Source organism: Mesorhizobium sp. LNJC405B00 (genome assembly GCF_000502615.1).
Lineage (GTDB): Bacteria > Pseudomonadota > Alphaproteobacteria > Rhizobiales > Rhizobiaceae > Mesorhizobium.
The window spans coordinates 1-18,384 of record NZ_AYWC01000008.1 but is presented as its reverse complement, the minus strand read 5'-3'; the positions used below and the strand labels follow the sequence as shown (position 1 = coordinate 18,384).

Sequence of the window (18,384 nt, the reverse complement as noted above, 5' to 3'; positions counted from 1 at the left end):
TGCGTCGGCCCGTTGCCGTAGCCGGGTCAGGCGGCCTTGGTCTTCGAGGCTTCTTCGTCGCGCACCATTTTTGTCACGGCGGCGAAGTCGAGCTTGCCGGAGCCAAGGACCGGTACCTTTGAGACCACCCGCACTTCGGCCGGGACCATCAGGTCCATGGCGCCGTTGGCCTTGGCGTAGGCGAGGAATTCCGCTCGTGTGGCGCCGGATGCCTCAGTGATGAGGATCAGCTTTTCGCCTTTGCGCGCGTCGGGCACCGTGGCGACCGCCGACAGCGAGCCCTTCCACAATTCGCCGGCCAGCGCTTCGACAGCGGCGAGCGAGATCATCTCGCCGCCGATCTTGGCGAAGCGCTTGGCGCGGCCGCGAATGGTGATGAAGCCGCCTTCGTCGATAGCGACGACGTCGCCCGTATCATGCCAGCCGTCCTCCAGCGGTTCGAGCACGCCGGGCTTCTCGGCCCGGAGATAACCGGCCATGACATTGGGGCCGCGCACGAACAGCCGGCCGCCTTCGTCGACGCCGGGGACCGGATCGAGGCGGTATTCCATGCCGGGCATGATCTTGCCGACGGTTCCAGAGCGATTGTACATCGGCGTGTTGATGGAGATCACCGGCGCCGTCTCGGTGACGCCGTAGCCCTCGAGGATGCGTAGGCCGAACTTCTCCATATAGGTCATGCGCGTCGCTGTCTTGACCGGTTCCGCGCCGGCAAAACAATAGCGTATCGAGCGGAAGTCGTAGGGGTGCGCGGTGCGCGCATAGCCGGAGAGGAAGGTGTCGGTGCCGAAGATGATCGTCGCGTTCGAGCCGTAGATCAGTTCCGGCACGAGGCGGTAGTGCAGCGGCGAGGGGTAGAAATAGACCGGCACGCCGGAGATCAACGGCAGCACCGTGCCCGCGGTCATGCCGAAGGAGTGGAAGATCGGCAGCACGTTGAACACCTTGTCGCCCGAATGGAAGTCGATACGCGACGCCGCCTGGGCGGCGTTGGCCAGGATGTTGCGGTGGGTCAGAACGACGCCCTTCGGCGAGCCTTCCGAACCCGAGGTGAACAGGATCACCGCCGCATCGCCGGGCTTGCGTTTCGCGCGCGGCGTCGACTTGCGCAGCAAGCCGAGCAGCTTATCCTTGAGACTGATGGTCTTTCTGAGATCGTCGAGCCACACGATGTCGACCGAGCGACCGAGTTCCTCGACTACAGCGCCGAGCTTTGCCTGTTCGACGAACGCGCGGGACGTCAGCACGGTGCGGACTTCGGCGGCCTTGCAGGCGGACAGAATATTGGCAGCACCTGCGGTGAAGTTCATCATCGCCGGAACCTTGCCGGCGGACATGACGCCGAGCAGCGTCGCGCAAGAGCCGTTGGCGTTGGGCAGCATGATGCCCAGCGTCTGCTGGTCGGCATAAAGGTTCTGGAACTTCTCACCAAGCACGGCGGCAGCCGTGAGCAGCTTGCTGTAGCTGAGAGAACCGGTGACCGGATCCTGAACTGCGAGCTGTTTCATGCCGCGTTCGTTCGCCGTCTCGATGATCTTTTCCAGTACGGTCTTGTCTATGTCCTGGGTGCGGAAAGCGAGATCCGACATCACCTGGTAGAGCGCGGAACCCGCCGCGGCGCGGCGCTTGCGGCCCTTCAGCTCCTGCGGCACCTCGAGCTTGACCGGTTCCAGAATGGTCACCTTGACCTTCGGGAACAGGCGGCGGCGCACATGCTGCGAGCTCAGCCGCGAGAAGTAGGTCTTCTCCAGCCCGTCGATGCGCACCGGCACAACCATCGAGCCGGTCTTGTCGGCAACCATGGCGGCGCCGTCATAGACCTTCATCAGGCCGCCGGTCACGGTGATGCGTCCCTCCGGGAAGATCACCAGCGGGTCGCCGCCCTGCACGATCTTGATCAGCGTGCGGGTCGACATCGGCTTGGCCGGGTTGAGCGGCAAAGCGCGGGCAAGTTTCATGAACGGCTTCATCCACCAAGCCTGGGCAATGGTGTAGTCGATGGCGAAGACCGGCTCCTCATCGGTCAGCGTCAAGGCGAGCGGACCGTCGAGGAAGCTGACATGGTTGAGCGCCAGGATCGGCGCCTTGCCGGCCGCCTTGAGGTTTTCCATGCCCTTGACTTCGAGGCGCAGGAAAGCGCGGAACAGGATGGAGACGAAGTCACGGAAGGGGTTCGTCGGCAAATATTTCAGCATCAGACAGGCGGCAATCGCATTGGCCGCGACGAGGCCGAACAGGATGCTGCCGGTCGAGACCTTCGTCTGGATCAGGGCCATGATGATGCCGCCGCCAGTCATGAAGCCGGCATTGACGATACTGACGGCGGCGACGACCCGGGCGCGCCGCGCTTCGGGCGACCAGGCCTGCACGGCGGCGAAGGTCGGCACCACCAGGAAAGCGGCTGCAATGGCCATGCCGGCGAGGTCGATGGCGACGCGGACCGTGTTTGGGCCGGCGAAGAACGCGCCAAGGGTTTCCGCCTGGGGCGACGGCGTCATGCCGGAGATGGTCCAGGCGAGATGCAGGCCGAACAGGGCGAGCAGCGCCGTGCCGACCGGTGCCGGCAACAGCACGATGCGGCCCTGCGACATCCAGGCGGCGATGGCCGAACCGATGGCGATCGAGACGGCGAACACGGCGAGGTAGACGGTGACGGCCATTTCGTTGCCGCCGAGCGAATCCTTGATCAGCACCGGCAGGAGCGAGAGCACGATGGCGCCGATCAGCCAGAACCACGACGTCATCAGGCCGGCGCGCCAGATGCGCGTGTCGGTGCGCAATTCGGCGACCTGGCGCCAGGTCGAGCGGAAGATGTTCTTGTCGATGACAAGGTCGGGCGCCGCCGAACCGGTGGACGGGATGTAGCGGCTGACGAGCCAGCAACCGACGGCGAGCGCCATCATGATCGGTCCGAACACCGCGACGCCGATGCCATCGGCGGAAACGACGCCGCCGGCTATGGTGCCGCCGAGAATCGCGGCAAACGTGGCTGACTCGATCCAGGCGTTGGCCTTGGGCAGTTCCTTGCGTTCGAGGTGATCGGGCAGGATGCCGTATTTGATCGGTCCGAACAGCGCCGAGATGATGCCGAACATCAACAGCGCCGTCATCAGCACGGGAATGGACGACAGGGCGATGCCGACGACGGAGACACCCGCCGCGGCGATCTCGGCGAATTTCAGACGCTTGGCTATGAGAGCCTTGTCGAAGCGGTCGGCGAGCTCGCCGCCGAGCGCCGACAGGAGCAGGAAGGGGGCCATGAAGACGGCGCCCGCCAAGGTGACCAGTGATGCCGCCTGGTCCGCCGCCAGCGTGAACAGAATAAGGAACACCAGCGTGTTCTTGAGGAAATTATCGTTGAAGGCGGACAGGAACTGCGTCCAGAACAAGGGCGCAAAGCGCCTGGACGTCATCAGATGAGCTGTCGGTCGGTTGATCGGGGCGATTTCCATAGCGGCGACTTCCATTGGGCAAGACCGATTAAAATCCTGGCTGGATCGATCAGCGGTCTTGCGCGTTGAGCCTTGTTTAGCGGGAACCAGGTTACACTTCGTTACTGCGGCTGACTTCCATCAGCAACTTCTCGGTCTTGGCGTCTTCCAGCCGGTTGATGAAGCGGCTTGCCTCTTCCGAGTCGCGCAGCGTCTTGGTGATGGTGATCGAGGTGTGCACGAGCATGATGGCGGCCATGGCATAAAACCCCTTGGCGGCGAAGCTCGCCTCCATGAAGTAGATGCCGCCGGCCATCATTGTGGCGGCAACGGCGAAACTGGCCATGGTGAAGGTCTTCCAGGCGCTTGAGTCCTTGGGGGAATAGGTGTTCGGGGTCATCGATATGGTCCTTTCGTTTCGAGGTTAGGTTGGTTGGGCGTGGGTCTGTTTCAGGCTGGATACAATCAGGCCGGATACAATCAGACTGGATAACAATCAGGCCGGGTACGATCAGGCCGGCTTGGTCATGGTCTTCGTGAGCCGTTCGAGCACGGCGTCGGCGCTGCTTCTCAGCGGCGCGCCGCAGCCGACGGCCGCAAGCTTCTCTGAGACCGCGGCAGGATCGCCCGACTGTTCCATCTCGGCCATGGCGGCCGCGGTGTCGTCGATCTGCTTTTGCCTGGTGCGCAGGCGCAGCAGCGTCTCCTCGGCGTCCCTGAGCGCCGACAGGCTGGAGCCGGGCGCGCTTTCTCGCAGGCGCTGGGTCGAGTCGACCGCGGCAACGATGCGCTGGCCGCGCTGCAATTCGCGCAGGCGCATTTCGGAGACGCGGATAATCCGCTTGAGACGCTCAATCTCGGTGCCGAAGCTTTTCTGCGCCTCGGCGGAGGCGTCGCGTTCGGCTTCCAGCATGGCGATGGTTTCGGCGGCTTCGCGGGCCAGTTCATTCTGTCCCTGCTCGATCGCGGCGATCGTGCGCTTCTCCAAATCGTCGATGCGGAGGACAAGCTTCTTGTACTGCGCGACTTCCTGTTCGTTCTGGGCGATGGCAATTGCAACCGCCCGGCGGGCGGCCGCGATAGCGTCGGCGCAATCGCGGATCTGCTGGCGCAGGATTATCAGCGCGTTGCGGTCGACGACCGCCTCGGCGGCTTCGTAGCTTCGGCCGCGAACGAGAGCAAAAAACTGTTTCAACATTTCCGTTTCTCCTCTATGAACGTTGTTCATGAGGCAAAGTAGCACATTGTGAACGGCGTTCAAGGAGAAAATGAACGGTGTTCATGATTGCGCATAAGAGAAGGTTAATGACCGCAAAACGGGACGCCAAACGCGAGGACCTCAAAGGCAGGCTGATCGAGGCCGCGCAAGCGCGCATCCAGTCCTCGGGGCTCGCCGGTCTGCGTGCGCGCGACATCACGGCCGATGCCGGCTGCGCGCTGGGCGCGCTCTACACCGCCTTCGCCGACCTGGACGAGCTCATCCTGCACGTCAATTCGATCACACTGGCCAGGCTGGGGGCGGCCCTGCAGCAAGAGGCGACCGGCGTCGCCGAGCCTAGGGCAAGGCTGAAGGCGCTGGCCAAGGCCTATCTCGGCTTCGCCCGCGACAACCGCATGGCGTGGAAGGCGCTGTTCGAGCACAGTATGGCGCCAGGCGTGGCGGTGCCCGAATGGCATCTGGCCGAACATGCGGTGCTGGTCCAGCATCTGGTTGAGCCGCTGGCCCAGCTGCTCCCGGCGGCGGCAACGCCGGAGCTTTTGGCCCGCGCGCGCACGCTGTTCTCCGCCGTGCATGGGATCGTCGCCATCTCGCTCGAAGACCGTTTCATTGGCCTGGCGTCCACCGACCTCGAAAGTGAGCTGCTGGGTTTCGTCGACACGCTGGTGAGCGGACTGGAGACGGAAAGGGAATGAACTGCTGCGATCGGCTCTTGCCTCACGGCACTCTGCCCTTATGAAGATCGTGGCGCGGACTGCCGGTTGATCCAGGCCGGCTGAGACTGTTGGGGGATACCCGGTGACAATCGATCAGAACCGTCGGTTTCGACCCGAAATACAAGGGTTGCGCGGACTGGCCGTCGCTCTGGTGGTCGTCTTTCACCTGTGGCCCCATGCTCTTCCCGGCGGATATATCGGTGTCGACGTCTTTTTCGTCATCTCTGGCTATCTGATCACCGGGCTGCTGGCGCAGATGGCGCTGCGCGACGGTCGCGTCTCGCTGATCGAATTCTATTCGCGACGAATCCGCCGGCTCCTGCCAGCAGCGATCCTGGTGCTATTGGTGACGCTGCTCGGTACGCTGCTGTTCATTTCCAAGGCGCGCTGGGAGGAAACGGCCAACCAGATCCTGGCCAGCGCGCTCTATGTCGAGAACTGGCGTCTGGCCCACGAGGCAGTCAGCTATCTCGACGCCGACAATCTGCCGACGCCGGTGCAGCATTACTGGTCGCTTTCCATAGAAGAGCAGTTCTACATCGTCTGGCCGGTGCTCATGATCGGCGTGATCTGGCTGGCGCGGCGATGGCATCTCTCCTTGCGACGATGCCTGGCGACGACATTGTCGCTCGTTTTCCTGGCATCGCTGGCCGCCTCGGTCATCCTGACGAAAACGGATTCGGCACAGGCCTATTTCGTCAGCCATACACGCCTGTGGGAATTGGCGTTGGGCGGCCTGCTGGTGCTTGGCGAGCACCGGTTCCGCCTGGGCGCGGGTGCAAGCCGGGTGATGGCGCTTGCCGGCACCGCCGGCATCCTTGCCTCCGCTCTTCTGTTTTCAGCGGCGACACCGTTCCCTGGCCTCAGTGCGTTGCTGCCAACCCTGGCCACCGTGCTCATCATCCTGGCTGGCGAAGTCCAAGCCGGTCGGTTTCGTGGGCTCGATTTGTGGCCGCTTCGGTTCATCGGCGATAGGTCCTATTCGATCTATCTCTGGCATTGGCCGTTGATCACATTCTTCCTAGGACAGGGCTTTTCGCTGACCTTTGCCAGTGGTGCCGGCCTGATTGCGGTGACCGTGGTCCTGTCGGACCTGTCTTATCGCTATGTCGAACAACCCTGCCGGCAATCCCGGGGTGCCTGGTGGAAGCCGCTGGGGTACGGCACCATCGCTGTCCTGGCATGCGTGGCGGCATCGGAGGGGCTGCTGCATTTCGTGACGACGCAACGCACCGACATTACGCTGATCGGCACGCCGGCCTATCCCGGGCCTGCCGCCTTGCTGACCGGCGCCGCGGTTCCGGACGATGTGGACCTCCTGCCGCCGCTGGCCAGGCTAAGGCGGGATGTGTCGAGGTTGTTCTCGGCGGGATGTCAGCAGAACCTCAAAGGCGCAAAACCGGTGGGATGCGTGCTGGGCGACCCCGCCGGCCCGAAAACCATCGTCCTCGTTGGCGATTCCCACGCTGCCCAATGGGGTCCAGCCTTGAACAAGATCGCCAGGGACCGCAAATACAAGCTGGTTTCTTTCTCGAAATCCGCCTGCGCATTCGCGCGTGCGCCCACCAAGTCGGACGGCAAGCCGTATCCATCTTGCTACGAGTGGAGGGAGAAAGTGCTGGCTGAGATTTTAAAGCTCAGGCCGCTCGCCGTCATCACCAGCCAGTCCAACGCCGGATCGGTTCCGGATGACCTGATGATCGAGGGGCTGCGCAATGTCTGGAGCGAACTGACCGAGGCAGGTCCGCAGATCATCGTCATCCGCAACACGCCCTTGATGCGATTCGAACCCGGCGATTGCCTGAGCGCCACGCCCGCAAAATGCTTCACCAAAAGAAGCGACGCCGAGCTCAACAACCTGTTGGCGCTTGCCGCGGAGGGTCAGAAAAACGTGCGCGTCGTCGATATGACTGACGCTTTGTGCGGACCGGAACTATGCCCGGCGGTCGTCGGCAATATGATCGTCTGGCGCGACACCGGTCATTTGACGGCCACCTATTCGCTTGCGCTCGCGCCTTATCTCGCCCCCAGGCTCGGCCTCTGATGCGATTCCCAAAGCGAAAGGGCCACGCGCTTTCCCAAGTTGCTCCAGCAGGCACAGAGTCCAGATATTTTTCGGGACGAGCAAGGAAATGGAAATTCCGCTGGTGGAGCTGAGGAGGATCGAACTCCTGACCTCGTCATTGCGAACGACGCGCTCTCCCAGCTGAGCTACAGCCCCGTCCAGCGGATGGCGCATTTATCGAAGGCTGCGGTTTCCTGTCAAGGCGGGGTTTTGCCGAAATCCCTTGTGCCCGGAGCTTGTAGGCGACCGGCCCTTGCCGGTTTCGCGCGCAATGGCTACATGTCGGCAACAATCGGAGACCGGCATGCTCGCCCTCATTCAAACAATCGTCATGGCGCTGGACCTGTACTGGTGGGTCATCATCGCCTCGGCGATCTTTTCCTGGCTCTATGCGTTCAACGTCGTCAACTCGCGCAATCAGTTCGTCGGCAGCATCGGCAACATGCTCTACCGGCTGACCGAGCCGGCGCTGCGGCCGATCCGTCGGTTCATGCCCGACCTTGGCGGCGTCGACATCTCGCCGATCATCCTGCTTCTGCTCCTGTTCTTCCTCAGGCAGCTCATTCTCACCACGATAGCGCCGCTGGTCCTGTGAACCCGACGATGGCATGAACGCGCCATTCCACTTGCGCGCCGACGGCATCGACCTGTTTATCCGGCTGACGCCGAAGTCTTCCGTGGACAGGCTCGGAGGCGCCGAAAAATCGGCCGACGGGCGCAGCCATTTGAAGGCGCGCGTGCGCGCCGTGCCGGAGAATGGCGCGGCCAATGCGGCGCTGGAACGGCTGGTGGCCAAGGCGCTGGGCGTTCCGGCATCGGTCGTGTCGGTCATTGCAGGCGGCACGGCGCGGCTGAAGACGGTGCGTGTGGTTGGCGAACCATCGACGCTGGTGAAGAGCATCGAGGCACTGGCCGCCGGATAATCCTCAATCCCCCAGCGGCAGCTTCGGATCGTCGACCTTCAGCGTGTTCACGCTCTGCTTGATGCGGCGCAGGTTTTCGAGAACCCTGGGTCCGCGCGTTTCGGCCACGGAGGTGACGATCATGTCGACGATCGACAGCAGCGCATAGCGCGACGAGGTCGGCTTGTAGATGTTGCCGTCTTCCAGCGACTGGAACTGGATGACGGTATCGGCGGCCTTGGCGAGCGCTGATTCCGGCGGGGTTACGGCGATGGTGGTGGCGCCATATTGCTGGGCCACCTGAACGGCGTCGATCACCGAGCGCGCATAGCCGGACACCGAGAACGCGATCAGCGTCGTCTCCGATGTGGCAACCGCGGCATACATGCGCTGCAATTGCCCGTCGATCTGCGCCAGCACCGGCACGCCGAGCCGAAACAGCCGGTTCTGCATCTCGGTCGCCATCATCGAGGAAATGCCGCCGGAGCCGATGCACAGCACATTGCCCGAACTGACGATGCGCGCGGCCACGCCCACCAGCGTCTTCATGTCGAGGTTTTCGCTGGCGCGCTGGAGGGCGGCGATTGCCGCTTCGGTGATGGCCGACGCAATGCGCTGCTCGCGCGCGTCGCGGTTCAGCGGTTCGGGCGACAGATACTGGCCGCCAATGGCGATCGCCTGCGCCAGGTAGAATTTGAAATCGCGCAGACCCTCGCAGCCGAGATTGCGGCAGAAACGGGTGACCGTCGGCTCGCTGACGCCGACGCGCGCGGCGATTTCCGAGATTGCCGCCTTTGAGGCGAAGTCGAGATCGGTCAGCACGAGGCCGGCCAGGCGGCGGTCCGATTTGGTGCCGTCCTGCGACATCAGCTGCAGGCGCGTGATGATGTCGGCCGGCGTTTTCATTTCTGGGTTGTCGTCTTCATCGTGGTGTTTTCGTTTTCATGCCGGCGCTCTCATAGCGGCAGGCCTGTCGCCGTGTCGAACAGATGGATGTTTGCAGGCGCGACCGAGACCGGCAGCATTTCACCCGGCTTGACCTGTATCCGATCGCGGAACACGGCGCGCACCGTGTCGGCGCCGATCGCGCCATAGACATGGGTTTCCGAGCCGGTCGGCTCGACGACATCGACCTTGATCGCCATCGCGTCGACAGCCTCGCCGATGACGAAGTGTTCGGGCCGTATGCCGGCCTCGACCGTGCTGCCAGCCGGCACCGTCTTGCTGCCGAGCGCCAGTCGCCCTCCGCCGGCCGATTCGAACCAGCTTTTCTCGGGCGTCGTCTTCAGGGCGCCGGAGACAAAACTCATCGACGGCGAGCCGATGAAGGAGGCGACGAATTTGTTGGCGGGACGGTCGTAGAGCTCCAGCGGTGCGCCGACCTGCTGGATCTTGCCGCGGTCCATCACCACGATGCGGTCGGCCATGGTCATGGCCTCGATCTGGTCGTGGGTGACATAGACGATGGTCGATTTCAGCCGCTGGTGCAGCGCCTTGATCTCGGTGCGCATCTGCACGCGCAATTGCGCGTCGAGATTGCTGAGCGGCTCGTCGAACAGGAACACCGAGGGTTCGCGCACGATGGCGCGGCCCATTGCGACGCGCTGGCGCTGGCCGCCCGACAACTCCCGGGGATAGCGGTCGAGATAGGAGAACAGGTTGAGGACGCCAGAGGCCTTTTTCACCTTGGCGTCGATTGCCGTGCGGCTTTCGCCGCGAATCTTTGGGCCAAAGCCGATATTGTCGGCCGCTTTCAGGTGCGGAAACAGCGCATAGGACTGGAAGACCATCGCGATGTTACGCTGCTGTGGCGGCAAATCGTTGGCGCGCACGCCGCCGATCAAGAGGTCGCCTGAGGTGATCGGCTCCAGCCCGGCCAGCATGCGCAGCAAGGTCGACTTGCCGCAGCCGGAAGGGCCGACCAGCACGACGAACTCGCCGCTCTTGATGTCGAGGCTGATGTTTTCGAGGATCTTATGGCGTCCGAAGGATTTCGACAGGTCGCGGAACTCGACATCGGTCATTGTCAGGCTCCCAATATGTCGTCGATGAAGGGCAGGAAGCCGGCGGTCAGTCCGGCGTCGACCGGCACCACCGCGCCGGTTATCCCCGATGCGCGATCCGAAACAAGGAAGGCCACCGCTTCGGCCACTTCCGTGGCGTCGACGATGCGGCCGAGCGGATAGAGCCGCTTGAGCTTGCCGAGAACATCCGGGTTCTTGGCCAGCCGATGGTCCCATGCGGCGGTGCGGATCGAGCCGGGGCAGACGACATTGGCGCGCAGCCCGTTGCGGCCGAGTTCCACAGCGATCGCTTTGGCATAGGCATTGATGCCGGCTTTGGCTGCGGCATAGGCCGGGTTGCCGAAGTGGGCGATGGCGTTGACGGAAGAGATGAAGACGACGCTGCCCGAACCGCGCGCGGCCATTGCCTTGATCAGTGGATCGGCGAACAGCATCACCCCGGTCAGATTGAGGTCGAGCTCGTGCTCAATCTTATCAGGTGTCAATGCGGCAAGCGTCTCTGCGCGCGTCCAGCCGGCATTGTTGATCAGCATGTCGGGAACGCCATCTTTCTCAAGGATCGCTGGTATCGCCGCCTCGATGGAAGCCCGGTCGAGGAGGTCGAAGGCGTGACGCGACGCCAGGTGTGGGCTGCGCAACGCATCTTGCGACTGGTCGCAGCCGACGACCCGCGCGCCTCGTTCGGCTAGCAGCGCCACAATAGCCGAGCCGAGCCCGCCGCCGGCGCCGGTCACCAGCACGGTCTTGCCCGCGAATTCGGCCGTTGAAACCACCCTGCGCGCCTCCCTGGGATCTACGATAGTCGGAAACGCTATTTTAACAAATGTAATTAAGCAACAGGATAATCCGCTTGCACAGCGTGAAATCACGGATAATGTAGGAAAGTCACATAAAGCCTTGGCCGCCTGGAAGCCGCAAGAGCGCAGGCGCAATCAAATGGGAGAGATCGAATGAAGCTTGCAAAATGGACTGTCGGCCTGATGGCCGGAATGAGCCTGCTCGCCCTGGCCGCGCAGGCAGATGCCGGCGAGGTGCGCGTAACCGTCGCCGAATACAGCGCAAAGACCGGCCCGTATTTCGAAGCGGTGAAAAAGGAATTCGAGGCAGCCAACCCGGGTATCACCGTCAAGTTCGAAGTTGTGCCGTGGGACGTGCTGCTGCAGAAGCTGACCACCGACATCACGGCCGGCACCAATGCCGACCTGTCGATCATCGGCACCCGCTGGCTGATCGATTTCGTCCAGCAGGATGTCGCCGAGCCGCTCGACGGCTATATCAAGCCGGAGTTCAAGGACCGCTTCATCGACACCTTCCTGTCGCCCTCGATCATGGAGGGCAAGACCTACGGCCTGCCGATCGCGGCCTCGGCGCGCGCCATGTACTACAACAAGGAATTGTTCGAGAAGGCCGGAATCGCTAACCCGCCGGCAACCTGGACCGAGTTGCAGGAGGATGCGCGCAAGATCAAGGCACTGGGCACCGGCACGTTCGGCTTCGGCCTGCAGGGCAAGGAGATCGAGACCGACGTCTATTATTATTATGCGATGTGGTCGCAAGGCACCGAGATTCTCAACAAGGATGGCACGTCGGGCCTCGGCACGCCGGGCGCGCTCGAAGCCGCCAAGCTCTACAAGTCGATGATCGACGAAGGCCTGACGGAACCCGGCGTCACCTCCAACAACCGCGAGGACGTCCAGAACCTGTTCAAGCAGGGCAAGGTCGGCATGATGATCACCGCGCCCTTCCTGTCCAACCAGATCAAGGACGAGGCGCCGAACCTGAAATATGGCGTGGCCGCTATCCCCGCCGGACCGACCGGCGCGCGCGGCACGTACGGCGTCACCGATTCCATCATCATGTTCAAGAATTCCAAGAACAAGGATGAGGCCTGGAAGCTGCTCGACTTCCTGTTCACCACCGAACAGCGCGCCAAGTTCACGCAAGGCGAAGGCTTCCTGCCGGTGAACAAGGAAGAGGCCAAGATGGACTATTACGTCAACAATGCCGATCTGGCAGCGTTCACCGCGCTGCTGCCCGACGCTCGCTTTGCACCGGTCATCCCCGGCTGGGAAGAAGTCGCCCAGATCACCTCGGATGCCATGCAGAAGATCTATCTCGGCGGCGACCCCGAGGCAGGCTTGAAGGAAGCGGCTGCCAAGGCCAACGCCGTGATCAAGAAATAGGGCGTATCTCCCTGCGCCCGGCGCGCCCCAGAGATCGGGGCGCGCCACACTTTCCTCTCCCTCCGGAGGGGGGAGAGGTGGCTCGGCGAAGCCGAGACGGAGTGGGGGAACCACCTGGCAATCGCCGCGAACGGACAAACGAAGGGCACTATCTCAAGCGTTGCCTAGCGCCCAAGGGTCGACCCCCACTCCGTCGAGCTTCGCTCGACAGCTCTCCCCCGATCGACGGGGGAGAGGAAAGCGCAAGTTCGCCGACCTTGGTTCCTTCATCTCTCCCGGAGGCTGTGAAGTGACTATCTGCCGGAAATCCTGCAAAACTTTGCGCCTAATTGCGCGCCGCTCCCCAACATCGACAAGAAATTTCGCCGACATATCTGCATCTTGCGGTCGCCTGCCGGCCGGGACGCCGGATCGGTTTCGGCGCCCCATGAATTGGCGCTGTGCCGGGCGCGCGGATGTGCAAATATCGACGCCAGGCAAATGGGAGGACCATGGTCATGACCGATGCTGGGATGTTGCGGTTTCATGTGCCGGAGCCGGAAGTGCGGCCGGGCGGAACGCCCGACTTCTCCAACGTGCCTATCCCCAAGGCCGGCTCGGTACCGCGACCGGACATCAATGTCGATCCGCGCACCATCCGCGACATGGCGTTTTCGATCATCCGTGTGCTCAACCGCACCGGTGAGGCGGTCGGGCCGTGGGCCGGGCTGCTCACCGACGAGGAGCTGCTCGAGGGGTTGCGCCACATGATGACGCTGCGCAGCTTCGATGCGCGCATGCAGATGGCGCAGCGCCAGGGCAAGACTTCGTTCTACATGCAGCATCTGGGCGAAGAGGCGGTGAGCTGCGCTTTCCGCAAGGCGCTGATGCCGGGCGACATGAATTTCCCGACCTATCGGCAAGCCGGCCTGCTCATAGCCGACGGCTATCCGATGGTCACGATGATGAACCAGATCTATTCCAACGAGGCCGATCCGCTCAAAGGGCGGCAATTGCCGATCATGTATTCGTCGAAGGAGCACGGCTTCTTCTCGATCTCCGGCAATCTGGCGACGCAATACATCCAGGCGGTCGGCTGGGCGATGGCTTCCGCTATCAGCAACGATTCGAAAATCGCGGCGGCGTGGATCGGCGACGGCTCGACGGCCGAATCCGATTTCCATTCCGCACTGGTGTTCGCCTCGACGTACAAGGCGCCGGTCATCCTCAACGTCGTCAACAACCAGTGGGCGATCTCGACGTTTCAAGGCATTGCGCGTGGCGGCTCCGGCACCTTTGCCGCGCGCGGCCTCGGCTTCGGCATTCCGGCGCTGCGCGTCGACGGCAATGATTATCTCGCCGTGCATGCCGTGGCCAAATGGGCGGCGGAGCGGGCGCGGCAGAATCTCGGGCCGACGCTGATCGAATATGTCACCTACCGTGCCGGCGCGCATTCGAGCTCGGACGATCCGTCGGCCTATCGGCCGAAGACGGAATCCGACGCCTGGCCGCTCGGCGATCCGGTGATGCGGCTGAAGAACCATCTGATCCAACGCGGCGTCTGGTCGGACGAGCGTCACGCCCAGGCCGAAGCGGAAATCCTCGAGACGGTGATCGCGGCGCAGAAGGAAGCTGAAGGCCACGGCACGCTGCATGCCGGCGGCAAGCCGTCGACGCGCGAGATGTTCGAGGGCGTGTTTGCCGAGATGCCGCCGCATCTCAGGCGCCAGCGCCAGCAGGCGGGAGTCTGACCATGCCGAGACGGACCATGATCGAGGCGATCCGCGACGCCATGGACGTGTCGATGGCGCGCGACGAACGCGTCATCGTCTATGGCGAGGATGTCGGCTTCTTCGGGGGTGTCTTCCGCTGCACGGCAGGCCTGCAAGCGAAGTACGGCAAGAGCCGCTGCTTCGATGCGCCGATCAACGAATCCGGCATTGTCGGCTCCGCCATCGGCATGGCCGCCTATGGGCTGAAGCCATGCGTGGAAATTCAGTTTGCCGACTACATGTACCCGGCTTACGACCAGCTGACGCAGGAAGCAGCACGCCTGCGCTACCGCTCGAACGGCGATTTCACCTGCCCGATCGTTGTCCGCATGCCGACCGGCGGCGGCATTTTTGGCGGCCAGACGCACAGCCAGAGCCCGGAAGCGCTGTTCACCCATGTGTCGGGGCTGAAGACGGTGGTGCCGTCCAATCCTCATGATGCCAAGGGGCTGCTGATCGCGGCGATCGAGGATCCCGATCCGGTGATTTTTCTGGAGCCGAAGCGGCTCTATAACGGACCGTTCGATGGCCATCACGACCGACCGGTGACGCCATGGTCGAAGCATGAACTGGGCGAGGTCGCCGACGGCCATTACACGGTGCCGCTCGGCAAGGCGGCGATCCGCCGGGCGGGCTCGGCCGTCACCGTGCTCGCCTACGGCACCATGGTCTATGTCGCGCAGGCGGCCGTGGAAGAAACCGGCATCGATGCCGAGATCATCGATTTGCGGACCCTGCTGCCGCTCGATCTCGACGCGATAGTCGCTTCGGTGAAGAAGACCGGACGCTGCGTCGTCGTGCACGAGGCGACACTGACCTCCGGCTTCGGCGCCGAGCTGTCGGCGCTGGTGCAGGAAAATTGTTTCTACCATCTGGAAGCGCCGGTGGCGCGCGTCACCGGTTGGGACACGCCCTACCCGCATGCGCAGGAATGGGATTATTTCCCGGGGCCGGCCCGTGTCGGCCGCGCGCTTCTCGAAACCATGGGAGCCTAGGGATGGGCGAACACATCATCAAGCTGCCCGATGTCGGCGAAGGCGTTGCCGAGGCGGAGCTGGTGGAATGGCACGTCAAGGTCGGCGACCTCGTGCGCGAGGACGCTTTGCTCGCCGCCGTGATGACCGACAAGGCGACGGTGGAAATACCTTCGCCGGTCGATGGCGAGATCCTGTGGCTGGGCGCCGAGATCGGCGACACGGTGGCGATCGGCTCGCCCATCGTGCGGCTGAAAGTGGTGGGGGAGGGCAATGTCGCCGAAGGCTCGAAATCGTCAGAGGTCACGGCGGCACCGACCCCCACCCCTGCCGGGGCGAGCCACGGGTTTCGCCCGTCCTCCGGACCCCCACAAGAGGGAGGCGTTTCGGCCACGAAATCCGACGCCAAGTCGCCACCACCTGCACCAGCAGCCAAAAGCGCACGGGCAGCTGAGACTGAATCCCCCTCCCCCTTGTGGGGAGGGGCTAAGGGTGGGGGTGCTGCGCCGACATCTAAAGGTGCGGCACCCTCCGGCGCGCCGCGCCCGGAGGGCGAAAAGCCCCTGGCGTCGCCCGCCATCCGGCTCAGGGCGAAGGAGGCGGGGATCGATCTGCGCCAGGTGTCGGGTACCGGCCCTGCCGGCCGCATCAGCCACGAAGATATCGAGGCATTCCTGGCACGCGGACCGCAGGTAGCGAAGGCGTCGGGTCTGGCGCGTAATGACAGCGTCGAGGATATCAAGGTCATCGGACTGCGGCGCAAGATCGCCGAAAAAATGTCGCTGGCGAAGTCACGCATCCCGCACATCACCTATGTCGAGGAGATCGACGTCACAGCACTTGAGGAGTTGCGCGCGGCGCTCAACAAGGAAAAGCGCAAGGGTGTGGAGAGGCCGAAGCTGACGCTGCTGCCGTTCCTGATGCGGGCGATGGTCAAGGCGATTGCCGACCAGCCCAACATCAACGCGCTGTTCGACGACGAGGCCGGCATCATCCATCAGCATGGCGGCGTCCATATCGGCATTGCCGCGCAGACGCCGTCGGGCCTGGTGGTGCCGGTGGTCAAGCACGCCGAGGCGCGCGACCTCTGGGATTGCGCGGCCGAGCTCAACCGCCTGGCCGAAGCGGCGAAGTCCGGCACGGCCAGCCGCGACGAGCTGTCGGGATCGACCATCACCATCACCTCGCTCGGCGCCATGGGCGGCGTGGCGACGACGCCGGTCATCAATCATCCTGAGGTGGCGATCGTTGGCGTCAACAAGATGATGGTGCGGCCGGTCTGGGACGGCACCCAGTTCATCCCGCGCAAGATGATGAACCTGTCATCGAGCTTCGATCACCGGGTGGTCGACGGCTGGGATGCGGCGGTGTTTGTGCAGCGGATCAAGGCGCTGATTGAGACGCCAGCGCTGATATTTGTGGATTGAGGGGCGGAACGACCGAGATGACGGCGGGACCGCGCCCCCCTCTGCCTTACCAGGCATCTCCCCCTCAAGGGGGGAGATTGGCTGTTTCGGCGCTTCACCTGCTCATCCAACCGGGAAGATTGGCGAAACCCGAAGTGGCGTCCAATCTCCCCACTAGAGGGGGAGATGTCCGGCAGGACAGAGGGGGGCGCGAAGGATCGCGACGGAACATTCCCTCGCATCAAAGGGTCACGCCATGAAAGAAATCTCCTGCAAGCTGCTAGTCATCGGCGCCGGGCCCGGCGGCTACGTCTGCGCTATCCGTGCCGGCCAGCTCGGCATCGATACGGTGATCGTTGAAGCCGGCAAACCGGGCGGCACCTGTCTCAATGTCGGCTGCATCCCGTCCAAGGCGATGATCCATGCGGCGGAAGAGTTCGAGAAGGTCGCGCATATGGCCGGCGGCAGCAGTCCGCTCGGCATCTCGGTAGCAGCGCCCGTGCTCGATCTCGGCAAGACGGTTGCGTGGAAGGACGGCATTGTTAGCCGGCTGACCGGGGGCGTTGCCGGGCTACTGAAGAAGGCCAAGGTCAAGACCGTCTATGGCTGGGCGACGTTCCGCGACGGCAAGACCGTCGCGGTCGAGACCGAGACCGGCACCCAGATCATCCGCGCCGAAACGGTTGTGATCGCCACCGGCTCGGCGACGGTGGAACTGCCGTTCCTGCCGTTCGGCGGCCCGGTGATTTCATCCACAGAAGCGCTGGCTCTCGGCGAGGTGCCGAAAAAGCTCGCCGTGGTCGGCGGCGGCTATATCGGGCTGGAACTCGGCATGGCGTTCGCCAAAATGGGCGCCGCGGTGACCGTGGTCGAGGCGCTGCCGCGCGTGCTGGCGCAGTATGATGCGGAACTGACCCGGCCGGTGGTGAAACGGCTGGCCCAGCTCGGCGTCGAGGTGATGCTTGGCGCCAAGGCCAAGGGGGTCAAGGGCGACGCGCTGCTGGTCGAGACCGCGGACGGCAAGAGCACCAAAATCGCGGCAGACAAGATCCTGGTCACGGTCGGCCGCAAGCCGGTGACGGAGGGCTGGGGCCTCGATCAGATCGATCTCGACATGGCCGGCAAGTTCATCAAGATCGACGACCAGTGCCGCACCTCGATGCGTGGCATCTATGCCATTGGCGACGTCACCGGCGAGCCGATGCTGGCGCACCGGGCGATGGCGCAAGGCGAAATGGTGGCCGAGATCGTCGCCGGCCACAAGCGCAGCTGGGACAAGCGCTCGATCCCGGCCGTCTGCTTCACCGATCCGGAGCTGGTGACGGCAGGGCTAACGCCGGAGGAGGCGAAGGCTTCAGGCGAAATCAAGATCGGCCAGTTCCCCTTCGCCGCCAACGGCCGGGCGATGACGAAACTCGGCGAGGACGGGTTTGTTCGTGTTGCCGCCCGCGCGGACAACCATCTGGTGCTGGGCATCCAGGCGGTCGGGCAAGGCGTGTCGGAACTGGCGGCGGCGTTCGGCCTGGCGCTGGAAATGGGCGCGCGGCTGGAGGATATCGCCGGGACCATCCATGCGCATCCGACGCAAGGCGAAGGCTTCCAGGAAGCGGCGCTGAAGGCGCTGGGCCACGCGCTGCATATTTGAAGTGCGCTTACCCTCCCCCTTGTGGGGAGGGTCGATCCGCGTAGCGGAGCGGGGTGGGGGTCCTCGCC

The 18,384-nt window shown here is 63.6% G+C and carries 15 protein-coding genes and 1 tRNA gene; 9 read left to right on the top strand and 7 right to left on the bottom strand.

Going from position 1 to position 18,384, the window contains the following annotated elements:
- Positions 1-26: 26 nt before the first annotated feature.
- From X756_RS149670 to X756_RS149680, 3 genes are all read right to left on the bottom strand, one after another.
- Positions 27-3,452, bottom strand: coding sequence for an acyl-[ACP]--phospholipid O-acyltransferase (locus tag X756_RS149670; protein ID WP_023730196.1), 3,426 nt, complete (start codon positions 3,450-3,452; stop codon positions 27-29).
- A 91-nt stretch (positions 3,453-3,543) separates the two neighbouring features.
- A complete protein-coding gene (locus X756_RS149675; RefSeq protein ID WP_023668598.1) occupies positions 3,544-3,831 on the bottom strand; it encodes a YiaA/YiaB family inner membrane protein in 288 nt (95 codons plus the stop codon).
- A 111-nt stretch (positions 3,832-3,942) separates the two neighbouring features.
- The gene (locus tag X756_RS149680; RefSeq protein WP_023730195.1) at positions 3,943-4,629 is read right to left on the bottom strand and encodes a PspA/IM30 family protein; all 687 of its coding nucleotides are present in this window, start codon (positions 4,627-4,629) and stop codon (positions 3,943-3,945) included.
- 107 nt (positions 4,630-4,736) lie between these two features.
- Here X756_RS149680 and X756_RS149685 point away from each other — a divergent pair, with 107 nt between their 5' ends.
- Positions 4,737-5,345 (top strand): TetR/AcrR family transcriptional regulator, encoded by a 609-nt coding sequence (locus X756_RS149685; RefSeq protein WP_023730194.1) that lies wholly within the window; start codon positions 4,737-4,739, stop codon positions 5,343-5,345.
- Positions 5,346-5,448: 103 nt separating this feature from the next.
- Positions 5,449-7,410, top strand: coding sequence for an acyltransferase family protein (locus X756_RS149690; RefSeq protein WP_084569919.1), 1,962 nt, complete (start codon positions 5,449-5,451; stop codon positions 7,408-7,410).
- 101 nt (positions 7,411-7,511) lie between these two features.
- On the opposite strand, the gene X756_RS149695 is transcribed toward X756_RS149690, so the two are convergent.
- Positions 7,512-7,587, bottom strand: a tRNA-Ala gene (locus X756_RS149695).
- A gap of 148 nt (positions 7,588-7,735) precedes the next feature.
- Here X756_RS149695 and X756_RS149700 point away from each other — a divergent pair.
- Complete coding sequence (locus X756_RS149700; protein ID WP_023668602.1) at positions 7,736-8,026, top strand: YggT family protein; 291 nt, start codon at positions 7,736-7,738, stop codon at positions 8,024-8,026.
- A 13-nt stretch (positions 8,027-8,039) separates the two neighbouring features.
- Positions 8,040-8,354 carry a DUF167 family protein gene (locus X756_RS149705; protein ID WP_023730192.1) on the top strand — a complete coding sequence of 105 codons (315 nt, stop codon included), beginning with the start codon at positions 8,040-8,042 and terminating at the stop codon, positions 8,352-8,354.
- Between the two features lie 3 nt (positions 8,355-8,357).
- On the opposite strand, the gene X756_RS149710 is transcribed toward X756_RS149705, so the two are convergent.
- Genes X756_RS149710 through X756_RS149720 form a run of 3 tightly spaced genes read right to left on the bottom strand, consistent with a single transcriptional unit; the run spans position 8,358 to position 11,130 of the window.
- Positions 8,358-9,239, bottom strand: coding sequence for a MurR/RpiR family transcriptional regulator (locus X756_RS149710; RefSeq protein WP_023730191.1), 882 nt, complete (start codon positions 9,237-9,239; stop codon positions 8,358-8,360).
- 50 nt (positions 9,240-9,289) lie between these two features.
- The gene (gene ugpC / locus X756_RS149715) at positions 9,290-10,357 is read right to left on the bottom strand and encodes a sn-glycerol-3-phosphate ABC transporter ATP-binding protein UgpC (RefSeq protein WP_023730190.1); all 1,068 of its coding nucleotides are present in this window, start codon (positions 10,355-10,357) and stop codon (positions 9,290-9,292) included.
- Positions 10,358-10,359: 2 nt separating this feature from the next.
- Positions 10,360-11,130 (bottom strand): SDR family oxidoreductase, encoded by a 771-nt coding sequence (locus tag X756_RS149720; protein WP_023704977.1) that lies wholly within the window; start codon positions 11,128-11,130, stop codon positions 10,360-10,362.
- Between the two features lie 177 nt (positions 11,131-11,307).
- Here X756_RS149720 and X756_RS149725 point away from each other — a divergent pair, with 177 nt between their 5' ends.
- The 5 genes from X756_RS149725 (at position 11,308) to lpdA (ending at position 18,316) form a co-directional block, all read left to right on the top strand.
- Positions 11,308-12,540 (top strand): sugar ABC transporter substrate-binding protein, encoded by a 1,233-nt coding sequence (locus X756_RS149725; protein ID WP_023730189.1) that lies wholly within the window; start codon positions 11,308-11,310, stop codon positions 12,538-12,540.
- A 497-nt stretch (positions 12,541-13,037) separates the two neighbouring features.
- The gene (locus tag X756_RS149730) at positions 13,038-14,270 is read left to right on the top strand and encodes a 3-methyl-2-oxobutanoate dehydrogenase (2-methylpropanoyl-transferring) subunit alpha (protein ID WP_023730188.1); all 1,233 of its coding nucleotides are present in this window, start codon (positions 13,038-13,040) and stop codon (positions 14,268-14,270) included.
- A 2-nt stretch (positions 14,271-14,272) separates the two neighbouring features.
- Positions 14,273-15,286, top strand: coding sequence for an alpha-ketoacid dehydrogenase subunit beta (locus tag X756_RS149735; protein ID WP_023687603.1), 1,014 nt, complete (start codon positions 14,273-14,275; stop codon positions 15,284-15,286).
- A gap of 2 nt (positions 15,287-15,288) precedes the next feature.
- The gene (locus X756_RS149740) at positions 15,289-16,692 is read left to right on the top strand and encodes a dihydrolipoamide acetyltransferase family protein (protein ID WP_023730187.1); all 1,404 of its coding nucleotides are present in this window, start codon (positions 15,289-15,291) and stop codon (positions 16,690-16,692) included.
- Between the two features lie 235 nt (positions 16,693-16,927).
- The gene (gene lpdA / locus X756_RS149745) at positions 16,928-18,316 is read left to right on the top strand and encodes a dihydrolipoyl dehydrogenase (RefSeq protein ID WP_023692909.1); all 1,389 of its coding nucleotides are present in this window, start codon (positions 16,928-16,930) and stop codon (positions 18,314-18,316) included.
- The last annotated feature ends 68 nt before the right edge of the window (positions 18,317-18,384 follow it).

Bases quoted from the DNA above. Each gene is read 5' to 3' on its own strand.
- X756_RS149670 (WP_023730196.1), bottom strand. From the start codon at position 3,452: ATGGAAATCGCCCCGATCAACCGACCGACAGCTCATCTGATGACGTCC.
- X756_RS149675 (WP_023668598.1), bottom strand. From the start codon at position 3,831: ATGACCCCGAACACCTATTCCCCCAAGGACTCAAGCGCCTGGAAGACC.
- X756_RS149680 (WP_023730195.1), bottom strand. From the start codon at position 4,629: ATGTTGAAACAGTTTTTTGCTCTCGTTCGCGGCCGAAGCTACGAAGCC.
- X756_RS149685 (WP_023730194.1), top strand. From the start codon at position 4,737: ATGACCGCAAAACGGGACGCCAAACGCGAGGACCTCAAAGGCAGGCTG.
- X756_RS149700 (WP_023668602.1), top strand. From the start codon at position 7,736: ATGCTCGCCCTCATTCAAACAATCGTCATGGCGCTGGACCTGTACTGG.
- X756_RS149705 (WP_023730192.1), top strand. From the start codon at position 8,040: ATGAACGCGCCATTCCACTTGCGCGCCGACGGCATCGACCTGTTTATC.
- X756_RS149710 (WP_023730191.1), bottom strand. From the start codon at position 9,239: ATGAAAACGCCGGCCGACATCATCACGCGCCTGCAGCTGATGTCGCAG.
- ugpC (WP_023730190.1), bottom strand. From the start codon at position 10,357: ATGACCGATGTCGAGTTCCGCGACCTGTCGAAATCCTTCGGACGCCAT.
- X756_RS149725 (WP_023730189.1), top strand. From the start codon at position 11,308: ATGAAGCTTGCAAAATGGACTGTCGGCCTGATGGCCGGAATGAGCCTG.
- X756_RS149730 (WP_023730188.1), top strand. From the start codon at position 13,038: ATGACCGATGCTGGGATGTTGCGGTTTCATGTGCCGGAGCCGGAAGTG.
- X756_RS149735 (WP_023687603.1), top strand. From the start codon at position 14,273: ATGCCGAGACGGACCATGATCGAGGCGATCCGCGACGCCATGGACGTG.
- X756_RS149740 (WP_023730187.1), top strand. From the start codon at position 15,289: ATGGGCGAACACATCATCAAGCTGCCCGATGTCGGCGAAGGCGTTGCC.
- lpdA (WP_023692909.1), top strand. From the start codon at position 16,928: ATGAAAGAAATCTCCTGCAAGCTGCTAGTCATCGGCGCCGGGCCCGGC.